This is a genomic window from Microbacterium maritypicum MF109, assembly GCF_000455825.1.
In the GTDB taxonomy this organism is placed as follows: domain Bacteria; phylum Actinomycetota; class Actinomycetes; order Actinomycetales; family Microbacteriaceae; genus Microbacterium; species Microbacterium maritypicum_A.
Genome location: NZ_ATAO01000179.1, coordinates 56,698 through 76,248, shown reverse-complemented (window position 1 = coordinate 76,248; position 19,551 = coordinate 56,698). Strand labels below are relative to the sequence as shown.

Sequence of the window (19,551 nt, the reverse complement as noted above, 5' to 3'; positions counted from 1 at the left end):
GACGCGCGGCGAGGGGGTTGACACCGTGGGGAGGCGACCCGGAATGTGGCTCGGGTGAATGACGCAGACAACGTGAAAGCAGACTCCGTGAACGAAGACGCCGTGAACGAAGATCCGAGCAGAACCCGGCCGGCGATCGTGATCTCCCCGATCGGCGACGCGGATGCCGGCGAGGTGCTGACCGTGCAGCGCGCCGCCTTCGTCTCGGAGGCCGCGATCTACGGGAGCGTCGACATGCCGCCGCTGACGCAGACGCTCTCCGAGCTGGAGGCGGAGCTGCGGTCCGAGTCCGGGCTGACGGCGCGCATCGACGGGCGCCTCGTCGGTGCCATCCGCTACGTCGAGAAGGACGGTCTGCTCCTGATCGGCAGGATCGCGATCGCCCCCGATATGCAGGGCGAGGGAATCGGGAGGCTGCTGCTCGAGAGCGCCGAGAAGGCCTCGGGCGCAGACGTCGCCGAGCTGTTCACCGGAAGCCTGAGCGAGGCGAACATCCGCCTGTACGAGTCGTGCGGCTATGAGGAGCATGAGCGGGTGCCCGACGGCGACGGCACCGCGCAGGTGTTTCTGCGCAAGAACCTGCGAGCAGGGTAAGAGCCTCCTCCGAATCCGCGCAAGGGGGTTGAGACGATCTCCGAGGTCCGGCATCGTGGCCCGGACATGCCGCGACCGTGGCATGCCCCAACCGGAAGGAGAGTCTCGTGCTCACCCTCACCGACAACGCCTCCGCCATCGTGACGACCCTTGTCAGCCGTCAGACCGACGCACCGGATGCCGGGCTCCGCATCCACTCCACCGAGGCCCAGGGACCCGAGGGCGGTGCACGCCTCGCCGTGCTCGTCGCCGCGGACCCCGAGCCGCAGGACCAGGTCGTGGAGGTCGCCGGCACCCGGCTGTTCCTCGATGAGTCGGCGGCCGCTGCACTCGACGACAAGATCCTCGATGCCGGCGTCGACGACGAAGGCTCCGTGTCCTTCGCCGTCACCCCTCAGGTCGCCTGACCGAAGGATTCCGGATGCCGCGGCCGATGGGGTCGCGGCATCCGTCTGCCTGCACCGCGTAACCTGGAAGAAGCTCGCACACCCGTGCGAACTCTGGAAAGGCCACCGTGAAGATCTCTCTGCTCCGCCGCTTCGTCGTCCTCGCGGAGGAACTGCATTTCCCGCGTGCGGCGGAAAAGCTCGGCATCCCGCTGGCTTCCCTCTACACGTCGATCGACAAGCTCGAAGCCGAGGTCGGTCATCCGATCGTCCATCGCGAAGGCCCGACCCGGCTCACCCCTGTCGGCGAACTCCTCCTCGTCGAAGCGAAGGCAGAGGTCGCCGCGGCTCCGGAGCCGGTGCGCAATGCACCCGCCCCGGCCGGAGGAAAGGCCAAAGCATCGAAGGGCAAGGGCCGCACGCCCGCCGTGAAGGGGCAGCCGAAGCCGTACAAGAAGCGTCAGGGTCGATAGCGGGTCAAGTCGCTCGGCGAGGGCCTCTGGGCGAGGTGCTCAGTCCCAGTCGAGGTACTCCTCGATGACCACGGCGGTCTCGATCGGGTGCGTCATCGGGAACATGTGATCGGCCCCGTCGATGCTCTTCACGCTCGCGCGCTCCGGCGCCGTCGACTGCAGCTGCTCTCCGTTTGCGAACGGAGCGTCGATGTCCTTCGTGCCCTGGATGATGAGGATCGGCATCACCGGCGCGAGCGGAATGTCATTCTCTTCGACAGCCAGCAGGGCCAGGCCGTTCACGCGATCGGCGTGGGCCAGAGCGAAGGCCCGTGCGACGGTACCGCCGAAGCCATGGCCGCCGATCCAGGTGTCGCCCAGACCGACGTGATCGATCACGGCGAGTACGTCTTCGACCCGATCCTCCAGCGAGACCTCTTCATGCTTGACCTCGGCGCGATGACCGATGCGCAGCACGTGGAAGCCCGCCTCCTCGGCGAGGTAGTGCGCGACGACGCCGAGAACATCCGCCGCCAGATCGCGCTCCTGGATCAGGACGAGCTTGACGGGACCGTCGCCCTCGTCGACGAAGGGGATCGCGCGGCCGTCGGGCTCGAAGATCTGGGTGTCGGTCATCGGCGTCAATCTCCTCGTGCCGTCAGGGTCAGGAACTCCGGCGGAACGTCCACGGTGGACGCCAGCGACCGAACCGCGGCCGAAGCCGCCATGTTCCAGCGTATCCCGACCCGGCGGTCAGCAAGACGTTCCGGCAGCGGATCAGCAGAGTCGGCCGCTACCAGGCCCGCCCGCGAAGATCGATCGTGCCCTCGGGCCACCTGCGCGGTGGGGAGCCGAGCGGGAGTGTCAGAATCGGTGGCCCCGGAGGCTGCGTGGTGGGCTGACCGGCGCGATCGATCGAGTGCTCCGCTGCAGAGACGCGGTGCCATCCGCAGGATTCGTAGAAGGCGACGACCTCTTCACGGCATCCGAGGTACCCGAACGCGATGCCCCCGGCCTCCGTCATCGATGCGGCTGCGCACTCCATGAGCTGGGCGCCGACCCGCTCTCCTCGTGCCTGCGGGGCGATCAGAACCCCACCGACTCCGGCGATCACGACCTCGGCTGCACCGACGCTGATGGTGCGCCGCGCCCAGCCGACGTGTCCCACCACGGCATCATCGAGTCGGGCGATGACATGGAGGTCGTGCGGCGCGTAACCGTAGGGCTGATCAGGATTCCACACCCCGAGTTCCGCGGAGTACTCGGCGTGGAAAAGCTCCCGCAGCCCTGCCAGGTCGTTCGTGGTCAGCCGATCGTGCGGGACGCTGTCGATGACGACGCTCGTCATGCCTCGACGACCTGCCCGGCCTCCACCCGCCACTGCCGGTCGGTCTGCACGGTCGCGAGCATCCGCCGGTCATGGGTGACCAGTAGCAGGGTTCCCTCGTAGGACTCGAGCGCCTGTTCGAGCTGCTCGATCGCGGGCAGGTCGAGGTGGTTCGTCGGCTCGTCGAGCACGAGCAGGTTGACGCCCCGCGCCTGCAGCAACGCCAGTCCGGCGCGGGTGCGCTCCCCCGGCGACAGTTCGTCGACAGCGCGCATCACGTGATCGACCTTGAGTCCGAACTTCGCGAGGAGAGTACGGACCTCGCCGGACGCCATCTCCGGCACGAGCCCCTCGAAGGCGACCGCGAGCGGCTGCGTGCCGACGAGCTGGGCGCGGGCCTGGTCGATCTCCCCGATCTGCACACTCGCACCGAGACTCGCCGTGCCCTCGTCCGGAAGCTGCCGCCCGAGCAGCCCGCGCAGCAGCGTCGACTTCCCCGCGCCATTGGGGCCGGTGATGCCGATCCGCTCCCCCGCGTTCACCTGGAGCGACACGGGCCCGAGCTGAAAGCTTCCCTGCCGGAACACGGCCGAGCTCAGTGTCGACACGACGGAGCTGGAACGCGGCGCCGAGCCGATGGTGAACTCGAGCTGCCACTCCTTGCGCGGCTCTTCGACCTCTTCGAGCCGGGCGATCCTGCTCTCCATCTGACGCACCTTCTGCGCCTGCTTCTCACTCGACTCGGCCGACGCCTTGCGTTTGATCTTGTCGTTGTCCGGAGCCTTCTTCATCGCGTTGCGCACACCCTGGCTCGACCACTCGCGCTGGGTCCGGGCACGAGCGACGAGGTCGGCCTTCTTGTCGGCGAACTCGTCGTACTTCTCACGCTGGTGCCGCCGGACCGTGGCCCGCTCCTCCAGGTACGCGTCGTAGCCACCGCCGAACACCCGGTTGCTGTTCTGCGCGAGATCGAGTTCCAGCACGCGGGTCACGCAGCGCGCGAGGAACTCGCGGTCGTGGCTGACCACGACGACACCGCCGCGGAGTCCGCGCACGAAGGCCTCCAGCCGCTCGATCCCGTCGAGGTCGAGGTCGTTGGTCGGCTCATCCAGCAGCGCGATGTCGAAGCGCGAGAGCAGCAGCGCGGCGAGGCCCACGCGAGCCGCCTGCCCACCGGACAACGAGGTCATCATCGCGTCGGCCGGATCGCCCCCGAGGTCGAGCCCGAGGTCGGCGAGCACCACCGGAAGTCGCTCGTCGAGGTCGGCGGCACCGCTCGCCAGCCAGCGGTCCAGCGCGACGGAGTAGATGTCGGCCGGGTCTGTGCCGGGAGCGGCGAGGCTGGGGTCACCGAGCGCAGCGGCGGCGGCATCCATCTCTCTGGTCGCAGCCGTGCAGCCCGTGCGACGGCCGATGTAGTCGGCGACACTCTCTCCGACGATGCGCTCGTGCTCCTGCGGCAGCCAGCCGACGAAGGCATCCGCCGGTGAGAGCCGGATCGTGCCGGCCTGGGGCTCGTCGACACCGGCGAGCAGCTTCAGGAGGGTCGACTTCCCCGCCCCGTTCGCCCCGACGAGGCCGACGACGTCACCCGCCGTGACGGTCAGGTCGAGGGAATCGAACAGGGTGCGGTGGCCGTACCCGCCGGCCAGCCCTTGGGCCACGAGTGTTGCGGTCATCCGTCAATCCTTTCACCCATGCGGGTGGTGCACAGACGCGGGTTCTCAGCGGGTGCTCATGCGCGACCTCTCGAGTCGACGTGTCAGCACGAGGGCGATCGTCAGCGGCACGGCCGCGACGACGCCGAAGGAGATGTCGATGAGCTGCCAGCCGAGCGGCAAGCCTCTGATCGCGCCGGCGATGAGTGCCAGTGGCACGATGCCCGCACACATGATCAGACCCCAGATGGTGACCCAGACGTTGCGGACGGGATCGATGAGCGGCCCGACGAAGGCGACCGCGATGGCCAGGTGGGCGAATGCCAGCCAGTCCGTGCCGTAGGCGAGGAACGGATAGTCGGTGCCCGTGACGTCGAGCCCCTCAGCGACCCGTTGCACCCAGAATGCGAGATCTGGGAAGACCGCGCTGAGTCCTGTGTTGTTCAGGACGTCGCGTCCGAGCATCAACTCCTCGCGGAGCGGGAAGGCGGTGACCCCGCTCACCACGAGCCCGACGATGACGATGAGCAGGCAGATGCGGGTGACCCGCGCGAGGTGCCTTAACCGAGACGTCGGTACCACCCTCTTCGAATCACGCACCCGTCGACGACTCCGACGCTCGAGTGTTGAAGCGAAGCTGCAGCATGTCGCAGTTATCCTTCTCCTCGGACCAAGTCCGTGAAGGCCTCATAGAGGTAGTACTCATCGCCACTCTCAATACCTCGTCTACGAAGCCAATCTGCGAGCGCCCGCCATTCCACGGCGACCTCGGCACTCGGTGGTGCTGCAGAATAGATGCTGCTCAGAATCGCCTCTGTGCCCCCTGCGAGTCTTACCTGGTCCCTTGCGTTAGCCTGGATGGCTTCGCGAAGACGAACCACGTCCTCAAGTTCAAGGCTTGCGCTGCACAGCTCGATCAGCCGCAGGTTCTCCTCCGCATTCCGAAAGCTAGCGGAACTCTCTACCCGCGCGAGTAAAGAATCGATAAACGGCCGACGCTGAACGGATTGCCTAACCGCTCGGCCCACCTGTTCCACGCTCAATTCAGACACAATCTGCTGATACTTCGCGGCGAGGTTCTCGTCGCGAGGAGGCCCGGAAACGAAGAAACGCTCATCAATCAGCGTCTCTACGTCACACCGCTCTAGCAGCGCATCAAGCCGAGACCTTCCCGTGCCAGGCAGCACAGACCACAGAACCGACTCGGCTCCGTATGCACCGACAGCACGGATTAGTTCAGAATCCCCCAGCGAGGCGGACGTTTCCCAAGCCTGCAGCACCGCCCCCAAGCTCTCTTCAAATAGGGCGGGTGCTTCCCTGGAAATCGCAGCAACTGAGTTCCGTGCTCTTCGCGCAGTGCGGTTACTCCCGTCCGGGGGCCGCAGACTGTGCTTGATCAGCACCTTCGTCAGATTGGCTTTGACGCTGTTCCGCGCTGGCCGGAGAAACCTCAGCAGGAAGTACTCGGCGTCACTCGGCCACGATTCGCCCTCGATCTCCGCCTCAAGCGTGGCCAGCAGACGCTTTCCCGCGAGCGGCCTCTGCGAAAAAACAGCGCGATGCGCCGCGATTAGGTGAGCCCTCACAGCCTCCGCGTCAGGCACGAACAACTCAACTTCGTCGACATAGCCCGGGTGGGCGCAGAGATTCCGGTCTTCGTTCAGACGTTCGAGTTCCACTCGCTCTCGCGGCAAAAGCATGCTGAGACGCTGCTCGGCAACATCGAGAATTGTTCTTTCATACTCCTGGACCTTGCTCACGCTCTGGTTTGCCAAGGCTTTGTCGAGGCCGCTGACAACCTCGCGGGCCTCACCATCGCCGGACTCAGCGAGGTGGCGAATTTTTGCCGTGAGGTCCGCAATCACTGCGATCCACAGTGAAACCAAAGCCGCTCGATGAGCACCGCCCTCATAGCACTTGACGATCTCGGCGAACAATGCCCGAGTTCGTGGTTCAACGATGTCGTGCTGAATCTGCTCTAGGTCTCTCAGCGACACTGCCGAGCTCCTTTCCTATCGTGCCCACCAACTGAGCACGCAAAACGACTTTCAAAAGGCCCCTACGTCACTTCAGCTATTCCAGGGACTTCGACTAATGGGAGTCAACTGCTAAGCCGGAACTCCACTACTTTGCGTCCCGTCCACCCCAACGACACGCCTCACGGCGATGCTACCCATCCAAGCTCATTGGCGTAGGACTTGAGTTTGGTCAGAATGTACTGGGCGATAGCGGAACGGTTCGCCGACACCAAGTACTCCCCCGACCGCCAGTGAAACTCAACACATGTGACGTGCTCGTCCGCACCGAGGCTAACGTCAGGAATGAGAGGAATCCCATCAGCCTTCTTCTCGACGACGACGTCCCCCAACGAGGACTGGGCTTGGGCCAGGAAGTCCCCGAAAGCACGATTCAGCTTTTTGTCTTGGCCCGAACCAAACCCAACGTCTGCAGCCAACTGACGAAAAGCTACGGCGGCATCGGCGGCGGGGTTACCCCGAATCTCTGAAGTTGCCGATGCCGTGCCATGGAGCAGTCGCCCAAGGTCTGACCGTTCAAAGTAGGTTGAGATCTCACTAGGTGGCTTAGGCGCGATACCGAGGTCTTTGAATACCGCCTTCGCCTCATCCGTTCCGAACCGGTTCACCACAGGAACAGAGAGCGACGGGCCTACGAACGTTACGCGCGCATCTAGACGAACGATGGTCTGCACGAGCAAGCCCATACGTGCGGCCCACCACTTGCCGATAACGCTGCCGGGCGTGGCGGCAACCAGCTTGTCCGCATCCACCAGTCCGTACCGGTAACCGCTAGACAGTTCGCTGAGAACGCCAGCTTTGCCGCTGGCACTCGCGAAGACCACTACGAGGCGAACCGGCTTGCGAGTGGATGCTAGGAGTTTGTCAAGCAAGTCAACGAAGTCGTTACTGATCTCGTCTAGGAAGTCACCCACCGTCGGGAAGGCATCCTTGTCGTACGCTTCCGGATCGACGCCCAGCGCCTCAAGGTGATCGACTGAGTTGACTAGCTTGAGGGTAGCGAGAGCTAACCCGCCCCACGTTCCGCGGGCGGGTCCAGCCACCTCTGCAGGGATAGTGACTGGTGACTTTCCCGCCCTCTGCACGTACGCCGCTGACATCTCTTCGGCGTTCACGCGAGATGTTTCAGGCCAAACGACTAGCGTGCGCGCACCAAGACCCGCCTCTCCCTGGCCAGCCTCACGCACGAACGACTTGATCTGGGACAGTTCCTTGTCGGTGGGAGGATCGCTTTCGCGGTCATCGACGTTAACGACCAGAACCTTCTTGTCGTTCGCGGCTAGGTGATAATCGTGCACCATCGACGCGACGGCCTGTCGCAGACGCGCGGCGGAGACCTCTCCACCCGCAAGTCTCGCGGTCGGGCCATACTCGCCGGGAATCCAACCCGACAAGTTGCTCACCAGTGTCGTCTTCCCAGTACCGGACTCCGCGTAGACCGGCAGAAACAAGCCGCGCCCGCGACTGCCAATGTGTAAAGCTGCTCGGCGGAAGATCGCCAGGGTCTCGTCGCTGGGCTCGACGAGGAGCCGGGCAACGTCGCTTCCCACAGCTGCCACAAGCGACTCGTACCTCGACGGCAGCTTGAGTTGTCTCAGCAGGTGCGTCGGAGAGACGCCTTGTGCTCCTCGTTTGGCCATCGTGTATCGCTCATCGTTCGTCGTCATTGACATCGCCCCTAGTATCCGACGTAGCCGCGCTACTTCGATCCGCCAGATGTGTTTCCGATACGGAACTCCACCACGTCGCCATCCTGCATGACGTAGTCCTTGCCTTCGAGGCGGGCCTTGCCCTTGGCGCGGGCCTCGACGACGGATCCGGTCTCGACCAGGTCTTCGAACGAGACGATCTCGGCCTTGATGAAGCCCTTCTCGAAGTCGGTGTGGATGACACCGGCCGCCTGAGGCGCCTTCGACCCCTTGGGGATCGTCCAGGCGCGAGCTTCCTTCGGACCGGCCGTGAGGTACGTCTGCAGGCCGAGCGTGTCGAACCCGATGCGGGCGAGCTGGTCGAGTCCGGACTCGTCCTGGCCGGTCGAAGCCAGCAGTTCCGCCGCATCCTCCGGGTCGAGGTCGATCAGTTCCGACTCGATCTTCGCGTCGAGGAAGATGGCCTTCGCCGGGGCGACGAGAGCGGCGAGCTCCGCCTTGCGCGCGTCGTCGGTCAGCACGGCCTCGTCGACGTTGAAGACGAAGATGACGGGCTTCGCGGTGAGCAGACCCAGCTCGCGGATGGGCGTCAGGTCGATGCCGGCGACCGAGAGCAGCACGCCGCGCTCCAGCGCATCCTTCGCCGCATTCGCAGTCTCGAGCACGACAGGCTCGATCTTCTTGCCGCGGACTTCCTTCTCGTACCGGGCGATCGCCTTGTCGACGGTCTCCAGATCGGCGAGCATGAGCTCGGCGTTGATCGTCTCCATGTCGGATGCCGGGTTGACCGTGCCGTCGACGTGCACGACGTCGTCGTCGGCGAAGCCGCGAACGACCTGCGCGATGGCGTCGGCCTCACGGATGTTGGCCAGGAACTTGTTGCCCAGGCCCTCCCCCTCGCTCGCACCGCGCACGATGCCGGCGATGTCGACGAACGACACGGCGGCGGGGAGGATCCGCTCGCTGCCGAAGATCTCCGCGAGCTTCTCCAGACGCGGATCGGGCAGGTTCACCACGCCGACGTTGGGCTCGATCGTCGCGAACGGATAGTTCGCCGCGAGCACGTCGTTCTTGGTGAGTGCGTTGAAGAGGGTGGACTTGCCGACGTTGGGCAGGCCGACGATTCCTATGGATAAGTTAGGCATGGCATGAAGAGCTTATCGGGCGCTCCTTCCCGCGTGGTCACTCGTGCAGTTCGCCGCAAGCTCAGTAGCATTCGAATATGCGCACACGAATCGGCCTCGCGGCTATTTTCACCCTCGTCGCCCTGACCGGCTGTACCGCGACCGGACCCATCAATTCTCCGGCACCGGTCGAGTCGGCCACCAACGGCTCCGCCGCGACCGCGACCCCCACCTCTTCCCCGACGTCAGCTCCGGTTGCTGAGGCGGAGTTCACCGACTCACTACTCGTCGATCTCTGCATCGAAAAGACCACGCAAGACCACGGCGGCTCGCCGGAGTTCAAGAAGGACCAAGCGACGGTGGAAGCAATCGAAGCCGACCCGCCGTGGCTCGTCATCGTACCCGCCACATCCGCAGTTGGCGATACCATCTCGTACTGCACCATTGGCGGCTCGCCCGCGGCCCCCGTATTCGCACTCCACGGCGCTGCTGACCCATCGATGGAGGCCGAGATACGGAGTTGGGCGACGTCCTAGACCACTGGCGGGGCCCGCCATGTGCTGCCCCGCGATAGAAGTGGACTTACTTAGACGTTGCAGTCACCGACGATGCCGATAGTGAGAGCCACGGGGCACGAGTCTACCTGGCCGGTGCCCGGCGATCCTGCGGGAGCTGTGGGTCAGTCGCGGACGGCGCGGTACGCACGGGTCACGTACGGAAGGTCGATGGTCGCATCGCCATGCAGGTCGAGCTCATCGAAGAGGGCGTCGAGCTCCCGGCGGATGCGCTCCTTCTCCTCGTCAGGGGCGGTGATGATGTGGCTCCGTGATGCCGCCATCCGGTGCAGCACGTCGCGGGTGACGGGGCGGACCCATTCCCAGCGTTCCTGCTCGAGCGGCCCGAACGGCGCGGCGACGACCGGATCTCCCTCGGCGAGCATGATCTCGGCGTGACTGCCGTGCATGATCTCGGTGAGCCTGCGGACCCACTCGACACGATCGTCGCGGATGTTCCAGATGAGGCCGAGCACTCCCCCGCTGCGTACGGTGCGCCCGATCTCCGCGGAGCCGGCGACCGGATCCACCCAGTGCCAGGCTTGCCCCAGCACGACGGCGTCGACGCTCGCGTCCGGAAGCGGCAGCTGCTCCGCGGACCCGACGAAGGTGGGCACCCCCGGAACCGCAGCGCGGAGCGTGGCAAGCATCTCCGGGTCGGGGTCGACCGCGACGACCTCGGCGTCGGGAGCCTGCGAGAGGACGCGCGTGAGCTTGCCCGTTCCCGCGCCGACATCGGCGACGCGACGGGAATCCGCGGGCATCCGTTCGAGCATCCACGCCACCGCCTCGAACGGATAGTCGGGCCGTCCGGCCTCGTAATCCCCGGCCTGCGCTCCGAACGACGTCGCCATGTCCTCAGCCATGTCGCCAGCATACGGCGAGTCTCCGACCCCTCTGCGAGCCGCCGGGGGAAAGTGGGGATGTGCCACTGGATTTCACTGCGATCGACTTCGAAACCGCGAACTCCAGTCCGGCCTCTGCCTGCTCCGTCGGTCTCGTCCGCGTGCGCGGCGGTGAAGTCGTCGCGACCACGGGATGGCTGATCCAACCACCGCCAGGGCACGACGAGTTCCAGGAGTGGAACGTCCGCATCCACGGCATCCAGCCCGAGGATGTGCTGTCGGCCGCCACGTGGGTCGATCAATTCGATCGCCTGTGCGCGTTCGCCGGGGCCGACGTGCTCGTGGCGCACAATGCGGGCTTCGACCTCAACGTCCTGCGTCGCGCCTCCGAGGCGACCGGGCAGCTCTGCCCGCCCTACCGCTCGCTGTGCAGCCTGCAGGTCGCCCGCAAGACGTACACACTCGATTCGTATCGCCTGCCGATCGCCGCCGCCGCTGCCGGATTCGAGGAGTTCGCGCACCACGACGCCCTCGCCGATGCCCGCGCCTGCGCGCAGATCGTCATCGATGCGGCCGCGAGGGCCGGCGCGGCCGACGTGTTCGCACTCGCCGATGCCCTGAGCCTGCGTGTGACCGCTCCCGTCGCACCCGTCGCGCCCGTTCTGGAGCGCGCCGTCGCCTGAACCGCCGGGCCTGAACCGCAGAGCCTGAACCGCCGCACCGCCGCACCGCGGCCGGCGCGTCACACGGCATCCGTGCGCGGCGACCCGGGAATGTCGGATGCCGGCCGCATCATGAACACATGGATGCTCTGGCTGTCGTTCTCCTCCTCGTCGCCCTCGCGGCGGGTGTCGCCGTGGGCTGGTTCCTCCGTGCCGGTCGCGGGGCAGCTGACCTCGCGCGTGCCCAGGCCGAGCTGGCGGCCGCGCGTGACGATCGCGACCGGCAGTACGACCTGTACCGCGACGCCGTCGAGCATGCGCGGAACGAGCAGCGTGCGGAGGCGCAGCGGGTGCAGCAGCAGAACGCGGTGCTGACGGCCCTGGCTCCGGTCCGCGAGAGTCTGCAGCAGATGCAGACCAAGGTCACGGCCATCGAGCGGGAGCGGCACGCCCAGTTCGGCACTCTCGAAGAGCAGCTGCGTCGCGCCCAGGAGTCCGACGAGGCGCTGCGGGCGACGACGGAATCGCTGGCCGGCGCTCTGCGTTCCACCGCCACGCGCGGTGTCTGGGGAGAGACCCAGCTGCGCCGCGTGGTGGAGGCTGCCGGGCTCACCCGTCACATCGACTTCGACCTGCAGGCGACGATCTCCTCCGACCGTGGTCAGGGGCGGCCCGACATGGTCATCCGCCTCGCCGGCGGCAGCTCGATCGCGGTCGACGCCAAGGTGCCTCTCGACGCCTACCTCGAGGCCTCCGCTCTCCCCGGGGGCGATGCGCGAGAGCCGCAACGCCGCACGCTGATGCAGAAGCACGTCAAGGCGGTCCGTGCGCACATCGACGCCCTGGCGAAGAAGGCCTACTGGGCCGGGCTCGATGCCAGTCCCGAGTTCGTGATCTGCTTCCTGCCGAGCGAGTCGCTGCTGGCCGCCGCCATCGATGAGGACCCGACCCTGCTCGACTATGCGTTCAGCCGCCGGGTGGCGCTCGCCTCCCCCGTCAACCTCTGGGCGGTGCTGAAGACCGTCGCCTTCACCTGGACGCAGCAGGAGGTGTCGACCGAGGCGCGCACGCTGCTCGCCCTCGGCACACAGCTGTACGACCGGCTGGGTACGCTCGCCGGGCATGCCGACGACCTGCGTCGGGCGCTGGAGCGCACCGTCGACAGCTACAACCGATTCGCCGGCTCACTCGAGACGCGCGTGCTCGTCACCGCCCGCCAGTTCCCAGGCGTCGATGCCTCTGCGCTCGCGACCGCATCTGCCACCACGGTGGGCGCAGCCAGAAGATTCACCGCACCTGAGCTCCTCACGACGGATGACACCGCCTCCGGCGATCATGCGTCGCAGACCGGCGGGATCGCCGCTCTCGAGGCCACGCGTGGCGAGACGGTCCGTGCGGACGTCGGCGACGTGCGGCATCGACTCGACGAGGGATGATGCGGGCGGATCAGCGACCGGGGACGGCCCTCAGGCGATGCCGGGAACGCCGCTGAGCAGCAGGATGACGAGACCGCTGGTCGCGAGGAACGCGCCGATCATCCACCAGGCGCTGATCTCGTGTCCCTCGTCTCGACGCACACGGAAGAGCACGTCGGCCCGGCGAGCCGGATCGACCACCGAAGCGGCCGGTGTGGCGACGGGCGGTGTCGGAACGGATTCCGCATCGGCGCTCACCCGCAGGATGCGGCCCGTGTTGGTCGTGATGATCTTCGTCGGGGCGGCCTTCGAGCCGCTCGTGTGCTGCGTTGTCATCTGTTCGCCCTCCTGTGCCTGCGGTGCCTGGCGGCTCCGTCGACGGCGACAAACCCAGTGACAATTGTGACACGGCGCCCCGGAGAACCGTGGATCGTGCCCCTGCCGGGCGATACCGGCTCGATAACGATGCCACCGGTTCCCCGGCCGACGATCACGTGAAGGCAGGCTCCCGAACGATCAGAGCCACTTCGAGACGAGGTGCTCCGATGCGATGCGCCGAAGGGTTCCGGATGCCCCGCGGAGCACGACGCTCTCGGTGTAGACGTAGCCGCGTTCGCGACGGACGCCGGCGACGAGCTGCCCGTCGGTGACACCGGTCGCGACGAAGATCGTGTTGTTCCCCTGCACCAGGTCATCCGCCTCGTAGACCTTGTCCATGTCGAGTCCGGCGTCGATGCCGCGCTGACGCTCGTCATCGTCGCGGGGCCAGAGGCGACCCTGGATGTGCCCGCCGAGAGCCTTGATCGCACACGCCGTGACGATGCCCTCCGGACTGCCGCCGACCCCGACGCACATGTCGGTGCGCGCATCGTGACGGGCGGCGTTGATGCCACCGGCGACATCACCGTCGCTCATCAGACGGGTGCCGGCGCCGGCGTCGCGGATCTCCTGGATCAGCTGCTCGTGACGCGGGCGGTTCAGCACCGAGACGACGATCTCGTCGACCGGCTTGTCGAGCGCACCCGCGAGCTTGCGGATGTTCTCACCGATCGGCAGACGGATATCGACGACCCCGACACCTGCCGGGCCCGTGACGAGCTTGTCCATGTAGAAGACGGTCGAGGCGTCGAGCATCGTGCCACGATCCGAGACGGCGATCACGGAGAGGGCGTTCTGCCGACCGGCGGCCGTGAGAGAGGTTCCGTCGATGGGGTCGACCGCGATGTCGCACAGAGGTCCGCGGCCCGTGCCCACCACCTCGCCGTTGAAGAGCATCGGGGCGTTGTCCTTCTCCCCCTCGCCGATGACGACGCGGCCCTGGAAGTCGACCGTGCCGAGGAAGGCGCGCATGGCATCGACAGCCGCACCGTCCGCCGCCTCCTTGGCACCGCGGCCGATGAACGGCACCGCGCGGATCGCCGCGGCCTCCGTCGCACGCACCAGCTCCATCGCGAGGTTACGGTCGGGACGAAGAGGGCTCAGATCCGCTGTCAGACTCACCATGCGGTCAGCCTAGCCACCGACGGGTCCGAATCCGGCCCCTTTCGGCCCGTATCCCGCGAAGGATTCGCGATTCTTAACAAGGAAGCAGAAGCGGTCTTGCGCACTGGAGGTCATGACTGCGGTAGAGGCCCACACGCCCCGATAGAGTGGCAGCTGTCCCGGCTTCCCCTATCGCAGGAGTTCTCATGCCCGTCGCCACCCCGGATCAGTACGCCGAAATGCTCGACCGCGCGAAGGCCGGCGGCTTCGCGTACCCCGCATTCAACGTCTCCAGCTCGCAGACGATCAACTCCGTCCTCCAGGGGCTGACCGAAGCCGGCTCCGACGGCATCATCCAGGTCACCACGGGTGGAGCCGACTACTTCGCCGGCCACACGGTGAAGGCCCGCGCCACGGGCGCCCTCGCGTTCGCCCGCTTCGCCACCGAGGTCGCGAAGAACTACCCGATCACCGTCGCACTGCACACGGATCACTGCCCGAAGGATGCGCTCGCGGGCTTCGTCGAGCCGCTCATCGCCGCGTCCGAAGAAGAGGTCAAGGCCGGTCGCAACCCGATCTTCCAGTCCCACATGTGGGACGGCTCGGCAGTTCCCCTCGCGGAGAACATCGAGATCGCGAAGGACCTGCTCCCCCGCATGAAGAACATCAACGCCATCCTCGAGGTCGAGATCGGCGTCGTCGGCGGCGAAGAGGACGGCGTGCAGCACGAAGGCTCGAACGAAGCCCTCTACACGACCTTCGCCGATGTCGACCAGGCCGTCCAGGCGCTGGGCCTCGGCGAGCAGGGCCGCTACATCGCCGCCCTCACCTTCGGCAACGTGCACGGCGTGTACAAGCCCGGTGGAGTGAAGCTGCGCCCGGAGCTCCTCGGCGAGATCCAGGCCGAGGTCGCCGCCAAGTACAACACCGGCGCCAAGCCGCTCGACCTGGTGTTCCACGGCGGATCGGGTTCCACCGATGAGGAGATCGCCCTCGCGGTCGCCAACGGCGTGATCAAGATGAACATCGACACCGACACGCAGTACGCCTACACGCGTGCGATCGCCGACTACATGTTCAAGAACTACGACGGCGTCCTCAAGGTCGACGGCGAGGTCGGGAACAAGAAGCAGTACGACCCGCGCGCCTGGGGAAAGATCGCCGAGTCGGCGATGGCTGCCCGCGTGGTCGAGTCGACCCGTCAGCTCGGCTCGTACGGCCAGTCCCAGAGCTGATCGGTCGCGAGACGAGAGAAGGGGCCCGGCATTCCTGCCGGGCCCCTTCTTCGTAGCCGAGGGGCGTCGTGCGTCGACGCCGACGGGATGAGGTCAGGGAGCCGTCATCTGCTCGAGGTGGGCGACGAACGCCGGATCGCTCATCATCGGCACCGCGATGCAGATCGACACCACGCCCATCGTGATGATTGCGCCGACGATCGGGAGCCACCAGGTGATCCGTCCTCGACGCAGGCGACGGATCGAGAGCGCGGCGGTGACAGACCATCCGACCGCGAGCACGATCGCGGCGATCGTCCCCCAGGTCTTCCCCTGCGCGAAGTTCGTGAACTCCCCTTCGATGCCGAGGACCTTCATCGTCTGGTTCATGACCGTGGGCAGGTCGAGGTAGGACAGACCGGTGACGACGATGTTGATCAGCCCGTAGGCGAGCATCGCGATCGTCGCAAAACGATCGAGAGGGTGCGATCGCTTCGTCGCGGGATCACTCGTCGAAGGACCTGCCTGTGGAGCAGGCGGCAGGGGCGTCGTGGGCGGTGCGATCACCACGTCTTCGAGCGGCGGCAGACCGGCCGCTCGTCGCTGCTCCTCGGGAGTCGCGATTTCGCCGTACCGGGGCCGTTCTTCACTCATCTCGCCATGCTAACGGCCCCACCTCTGGCCGGTTCACAGCCGATCGCCGCGGGACCGCGCGCTGGAAACGATAGCGGCCCCGGAGAAGTGGGGACTTCTCGGGGCCGCGGACGTGGAGCACTGGGGACGCTCCTCATCCAGATTGATCGCCAGCGCTGGGGACGCTGAAGGCGATCAGTAGCGTTCATGTATGCCGCTACTCTCCCCATAGTAGGAAAACGCATGCCGCAATACCAGGGGTCGTACTTCAGATAGTGAACTCCGCTCCGGAGCTCCCCTCGTCCAGCGCATCCGCCCCCAACTGCAGCGAGAGCTTCCGCGCGGTCTGCTGTAGAGCCGAGACGAGCGTGCGATCCACGACGGCCCGATCCGCCGGCAGCGATATCGCCAGGGACGCGGTGATCCCCGGCGCGATGACCGGCACGGCGACGCAGGTGGCGCCGATGGCGTATTCCTCCCGATCGATCGCCCAGCCCGGCGAGCGGTCCAGCTGAGTGAGCAGCGCCCTGCGGTCGGTGATCGTCCGCGGGGTGAGTTCCGGCAGACGGTGCCTCGAGAGGTAGTCCAGGCGATCGGCTTCCGGCAGGGCTGCGAGGATCTGCTTCCCCAACGCCGTCGCGTGGGCGCTCGACTGTAGCCCCACCCATAGTTCGATGCGGGGGTTGCGGACCGCGTCGACGATATCGACCAGGTGCATCTCCCCGTCGTCGAAGCGTGAGAGATAAGCCGTGGCACCCACGTCTTCCGTCACCTCGCGGAGCGCCGCGCGCACGCGGGCGAGGAACACGCCCCGCGAGCTGATCTGCTCCTGGAAAGACGGAAACCGGGTGCCGAGCACGACCCCGTCGGGTTCCGACGCGAGATACCCCTCGTGCACGAGCGTGCGCACCAGGTTGTAGGTGGTGCCCGGGGTCAGACCGGTGATCGCCGCGAGCATCTTGGGCGGAAGAGGACGAGGAGAGTTGGCCACGATGTCGACCAGCCGCAGAGCGCGTTGCACCGACCCGATGAGGGTGGGCTCCGCCTCCGCGGCGTTCACCGCTACGCGCCTCCTCCTGATGCACGACCGCCGAGTGCCCGCGCGTCGCGCTGTCCCGCAGCGTCCTGACGCAGTTCCTTGGGCAAGGAGAACATGAGGTCCTCCTCTGCCGTCTTCACCTCTTCGACGTCGCGGTAACCGGCGTCGCCGATCGCGTCGAGCACCTCGCGCACCAGGACCTCGGGCACCGAGGCGCCGCTGGTCACGCCGACGGTCTCGACGCCGTCGAGCCACTCCTGCTGGATCTCCTCGGCGTAGTCGACGCGATAAGCGGCCTTCGCCCCGTACTCGAGCGCGACCTCGACGAGGCGCACACTGTTGGACGAGTTCGACGAGCCCACGACGATCACGAGATCCGCACCGGCGGCGACCTTCTTGATCGCCACCTGGCGGTTCTGCGTGGCGTAGCAGATGTCGTCGGACGGCGGGTTCTGCAACTCGGGGAAACGAGTGCGCAGGCGGTTGACGGTCTCCATCGTCTCGTCGACCGAGAGCGTGGTCTGCGAGAGCCAGACGACCTTGTTCGGATCCTTCACGACGACCGTGTCGGCCTCTTCCGGAGAGTTCACGACCGTCACATGCTCGGGAGCCTCACCGGCCGTTCCCTCGACCTCTTCGTGGCCGTCGTGGCCGATGAGCAGGATCTCGAAGTCGTCCCGGGCGAAACGCACGGCCTCGCGATGCACCTTCGTGACCAGCGGGCACGTCGCGTCGATCGCGTGGAGTCCGCGATCGGCGGCCGCGTTCACGACCGCCGGCGAGACGCCGTGAGCGCTGAAGACCACGTGAGCGCCCTCGGGGACCTCGTCGACCTCTTCGACGAAGATCGCGCCCTTCTCCTCGAGCTCCGTCACGACATGGATGTTGTGGACGATCTGCTTGCGCACGTAGACCGGAGCGCCATAGCGCTCGAGGGCCTTCTCGACGGCGACCACAGCGCGGTCGACGCCGGCGCAATAGCCGCGCGGTGCGGCGAGCAGAACGCGCTTGTGTCCGGCCACCGGGTTATCCTGAAGCCGCCCGGCCGCCGCACGCACTCGTGGAAGGCGGGGCACGGGGAGATGAACGGCAGTCGAAGTCACCCTTGAATTCTACCGTCGCACAGCTGTGCGCGGCCGGGGAGGTTCAGGGGCACGGAACGGGAGCGGATGACAGTCTTCGAAGCGACGACGGGCCAGGGCGAGACCCCTCCGGCCGATTCCGTCGCACCCCGCGACTCGACCGCTGACGCCCCCACCTCGGTCACGCGTCTGAATGCGACCATCCGCGACTTCATCGCCCGGTGGAACACCGTCTGGGTCGAGGGCGAGATCACCTCCTGGAACGTCCGCGCCGGCAACGTGTTCGCGCGATTGAAGGACACCCGCTCCGATGCGCAGATCTCCATCCGGGTGTGGTCGAGCGTGCGCGGACGCATCCCGTCCGACATCGGCGTCGGTGATCACGTCGTCGCCGCAGTGAAGGCCGATTACTTCGTCAAGGCCGGCGACTTCAGCTTCGCGGTCTCCGCGATGAAGCACGTCGGGCTCGGCGACCAGCTCGAGCGGCTCGAGAAGCTCCGCGTGCAGCTGCGGCAGGAGGGTCTGTTCGACCCGGCCAGGAAGAGGCGCCTGCCGTTCCTCCCGCACGTGATCGGTCTGATCACCGGTGAGCGGTCCGACGCCGAGAAGGATGTCCACCGCAATGCCGAACTGCGCTGGCCGCAGGTGCGCTTCCGCACCGAGTACGCCGCTGTGCAGGGCGACCGCTGCGTTCCCGACACGCTCGCGGCCCTCGCTCGACTCGACGCCGACCCCGAGGTCGACGTGATCATCATCGCCCGCGGCGGCGGCGACCCGCAGACGCTGCTCGGCTTCAGCGACGAGAAGCTGGTGCGAGCGGTCGCCGCGGTCTCCACCCCGGTGGTGAGTGCGATCGGGCACGAGAACGACCACCCGCTGCTCGACGACGTGGCCGATCTGCGCGCCTCGACCCCGACCGACGCCGCGAAACGCGTCGTGCCCGACGTCGGCGAACAGCGTGCGCTCATCGCCCAGCTGCGTTCCCGCGCCACCACGCGGCTGACGCAGCGACTCACCCACGACATCTCGCAGCTGGAGCAATTGCGCTCGCGCCCCGTGCTGCGCTCGCCCGCGCCGATCATCGACGCCCGCGCCCAGGAGATCTGGCTGCTGCTCGGACGTGGACGAGACGCCGTGAACCGACAGCTCGACGACGCCGGCCGCCGCACCGGTGAGCTCCGCGCGTCGCTGCGCGCGCTCTCCCCCGCGGCGACGCTGGCCCGGGGCTATGCCATCGCCCATCTCGACGGCGGCGTGATCCTGCGTGACGCCGCCGACGCGCCGGCCGGGAGCGCGCTCACGATCACCCTCGATCGGGGCTCGTTGAGCGCCCGCTCGGAGGGTGAGATCGCGGAAGACGCCTGAGCCGAGCACCCGCGGCACACGACGTAAGATGGAG

At 66.7% G+C, this 19,551-nt stretch carries 21 protein-coding genes; 8 read left to right on the top strand and 13 right to left on the bottom strand.

Annotation, left to right across the window (positions count from 1 at the left end):
• Positions 1-102: 102 nt before the first annotated feature.
• The 3 genes from L687_RS30400 (at position 103) to L687_RS30390 (ending at position 1,453) form a co-directional block, all read left to right on the top strand.
• Positions 103-594, top strand: coding sequence for a GNAT family N-acetyltransferase (locus tag L687_RS30400; RefSeq protein WP_084487307.1), 492 nt, complete (start codon positions 103-105; stop codon positions 592-594).
• A 107-nt stretch (positions 595-701) separates the two neighbouring features.
• A complete protein-coding gene (locus L687_RS30395) occupies positions 702-1,001 on the top strand; it encodes a hypothetical protein (protein WP_017828684.1) in 300 nt (99 codons plus the stop codon).
• A 107-nt stretch (positions 1,002-1,108) separates the two neighbouring features.
• Complete coding sequence (locus L687_RS30390) at positions 1,109-1,453, top strand: helix-turn-helix domain-containing protein (protein ID WP_021199570.1); 345 nt, start codon at positions 1,109-1,111, stop codon at positions 1,451-1,453.
• Between the two features lie 39 nt (positions 1,454-1,492).
• Here the strand turns inward: L687_RS30390 and L687_RS30385 are convergent, their stop codons facing one another.
• From L687_RS30385 to ychF, 7 genes are all read right to left on the bottom strand, one after another.
• Complete coding sequence (locus L687_RS30385; protein ID WP_021199569.1) at positions 1,493-2,068, bottom strand: alpha/beta fold hydrolase; 576 nt, start codon at positions 2,066-2,068, stop codon at positions 1,493-1,495.
• A gap of 157 nt (positions 2,069-2,225) precedes the next feature.
• Complete coding sequence (locus tag L687_RS30380; protein WP_021199568.1) at positions 2,226-2,780, bottom strand: GNAT family N-acetyltransferase; 555 nt, start codon at positions 2,778-2,780, stop codon at positions 2,226-2,228.
• Positions 2,777-4,438 (bottom strand): ABC-F family ATP-binding cassette domain-containing protein, encoded by a 1,662-nt coding sequence (locus L687_RS30375; RefSeq protein WP_021199567.1) that lies wholly within the window; start codon positions 4,436-4,438, stop codon positions 2,777-2,779. Before L687_RS30375 ends, L687_RS30380 begins: the two co-directional genes overlap by 4 nt.
• A 45-nt stretch (positions 4,439-4,483) precedes the next feature.
• Positions 4,484-4,999, bottom strand: coding sequence for a hypothetical protein (locus tag L687_RS30370; RefSeq protein WP_021199566.1), 516 nt, complete (start codon positions 4,997-4,999; stop codon positions 4,484-4,486).
• Between the two features lie 71 nt (positions 5,000-5,070).
• Positions 5,071-6,414, bottom strand: coding sequence for a hypothetical protein (locus tag L687_RS30365; RefSeq protein ID WP_021199565.1), 1,344 nt, complete (start codon positions 6,412-6,414; stop codon positions 5,071-5,073).
• Positions 6,415-6,575: 161 nt separating this feature from the next.
• Positions 6,576-8,126 carry a hypothetical protein gene (locus L687_RS30360; protein WP_021199564.1) on the bottom strand — a complete coding sequence of 517 codons (1,551 nt, stop codon included), beginning with the start codon at positions 8,124-8,126 and terminating at the stop codon, positions 6,576-6,578.
• Between the two features lie 26 nt (positions 8,127-8,152).
• Positions 8,153-9,247 (bottom strand): redox-regulated ATPase YchF, encoded by a 1,095-nt coding sequence (gene ychF, locus L687_RS30355; RefSeq protein ID WP_021199563.1) that lies wholly within the window; start codon positions 9,245-9,247, stop codon positions 8,153-8,155.
• A gap of 77 nt (positions 9,248-9,324) precedes the next feature.
• Here ychF and L687_RS30350 point away from each other — a divergent pair, with 77 nt between their 5' ends.
• On the top strand, positions 9,325-9,762 hold the full coding sequence (locus L687_RS30350; RefSeq protein WP_021199562.1) for a hypothetical protein: 438 nt from the start codon (positions 9,325-9,327) through the stop codon (positions 9,760-9,762).
• 143 nt (positions 9,763-9,905) lie between these two features.
• On the opposite strand, the gene L687_RS30345 is transcribed toward L687_RS30350, so the two are convergent.
• On the bottom strand, positions 9,906-10,646 hold the full coding sequence (locus tag L687_RS30345) for a class I SAM-dependent methyltransferase (RefSeq protein WP_031207220.1): 741 nt from the start codon (positions 10,644-10,646) through the stop codon (positions 9,906-9,908).
• A gap of 59 nt (positions 10,647-10,705) precedes the next feature.
• Here L687_RS30345 and L687_RS30340 point away from each other — a divergent pair, with 59 nt between their 5' ends.
• On the top strand, positions 10,706-11,308 hold the full coding sequence (locus L687_RS30340; protein ID WP_021199560.1) for an exonuclease domain-containing protein: 603 nt from the start codon (positions 10,706-10,708) through the stop codon (positions 11,306-11,308).
• A gap of 119 nt (positions 11,309-11,427) precedes the next feature.
• Positions 11,428-12,723 (top strand): DNA recombination protein RmuC, encoded by a 1,296-nt coding sequence (locus tag L687_RS30335; RefSeq protein ID WP_021199559.1) that lies wholly within the window; start codon positions 11,428-11,430, stop codon positions 12,721-12,723.
• 30 nt (positions 12,724-12,753) lie between these two features.
• On the opposite strand, the gene L687_RS30330 is transcribed toward L687_RS30335, so the two are convergent.
• Positions 12,754-13,038, bottom strand: a complete 285-nt coding sequence (locus tag L687_RS30330; protein ID WP_021199558.1) for a hypothetical protein — start codon at positions 13,036-13,038, stop codon at positions 12,754-12,756.
• Between the two features lie 180 nt (positions 13,039-13,218).
• Positions 13,219-14,205 carry a class II fructose-bisphosphatase gene (glpX, locus tag L687_RS30325; protein WP_017828697.1) on the bottom strand — a complete coding sequence of 329 codons (987 nt, stop codon included), beginning with the start codon at positions 14,203-14,205 and terminating at the stop codon, positions 13,219-13,221.
• Between the two features lie 185 nt (positions 14,206-14,390).
• Here glpX and fbaA point away from each other — a divergent pair, with 185 nt between their 5' ends.
• Positions 14,391-15,419, top strand: coding sequence for a class II fructose-bisphosphate aldolase (gene fbaA / locus L687_RS30320; protein ID WP_021199556.1), 1,029 nt, complete (start codon positions 14,391-14,393; stop codon positions 15,417-15,419).
• Between the two features lie 93 nt (positions 15,420-15,512).
• On the opposite strand, the gene L687_RS30315 is transcribed toward fbaA, so the two are convergent.
• The 3 genes from L687_RS30315 to L687_RS30305 form a co-directional block, all read right to left on the bottom strand.
• Positions 15,513-16,052, bottom strand: coding sequence for a DUF6264 family protein (locus L687_RS30315; RefSeq protein ID WP_021199555.1), 540 nt, complete (start codon positions 16,050-16,052; stop codon positions 15,513-15,515).
• A gap of 247 nt (positions 16,053-16,299) precedes the next feature.
• Positions 16,300-17,091: an IclR family transcriptional regulator gene (locus L687_RS30310; protein ID WP_021199554.1), complete on the bottom strand. Its 792-nt coding sequence runs from the start codon at positions 17,089-17,091 to the stop codon at positions 16,300-16,302.
• Between the two features lie 2 nt (positions 17,092-17,093).
• Entirely contained in the window at positions 17,094-18,173 is a 1,080-nt protein-coding gene (locus L687_RS30305) for a 4-hydroxy-3-methylbut-2-enyl diphosphate reductase (protein ID WP_172889151.1), read from the bottom strand.
• A gap of 66 nt (positions 18,174-18,239) precedes the next feature.
• Between L687_RS30305 and xseA the strand changes: the two genes are divergently transcribed.
• Positions 18,240-19,517: an exodeoxyribonuclease VII large subunit gene (gene xseA, locus L687_RS30300; RefSeq protein ID WP_021199552.1), complete on the top strand. Its 1,278-nt coding sequence runs from the start codon at positions 18,240-18,242 to the stop codon at positions 19,515-19,517.
• Positions 19,518-19,551: the final 34 nt, after the last annotated feature.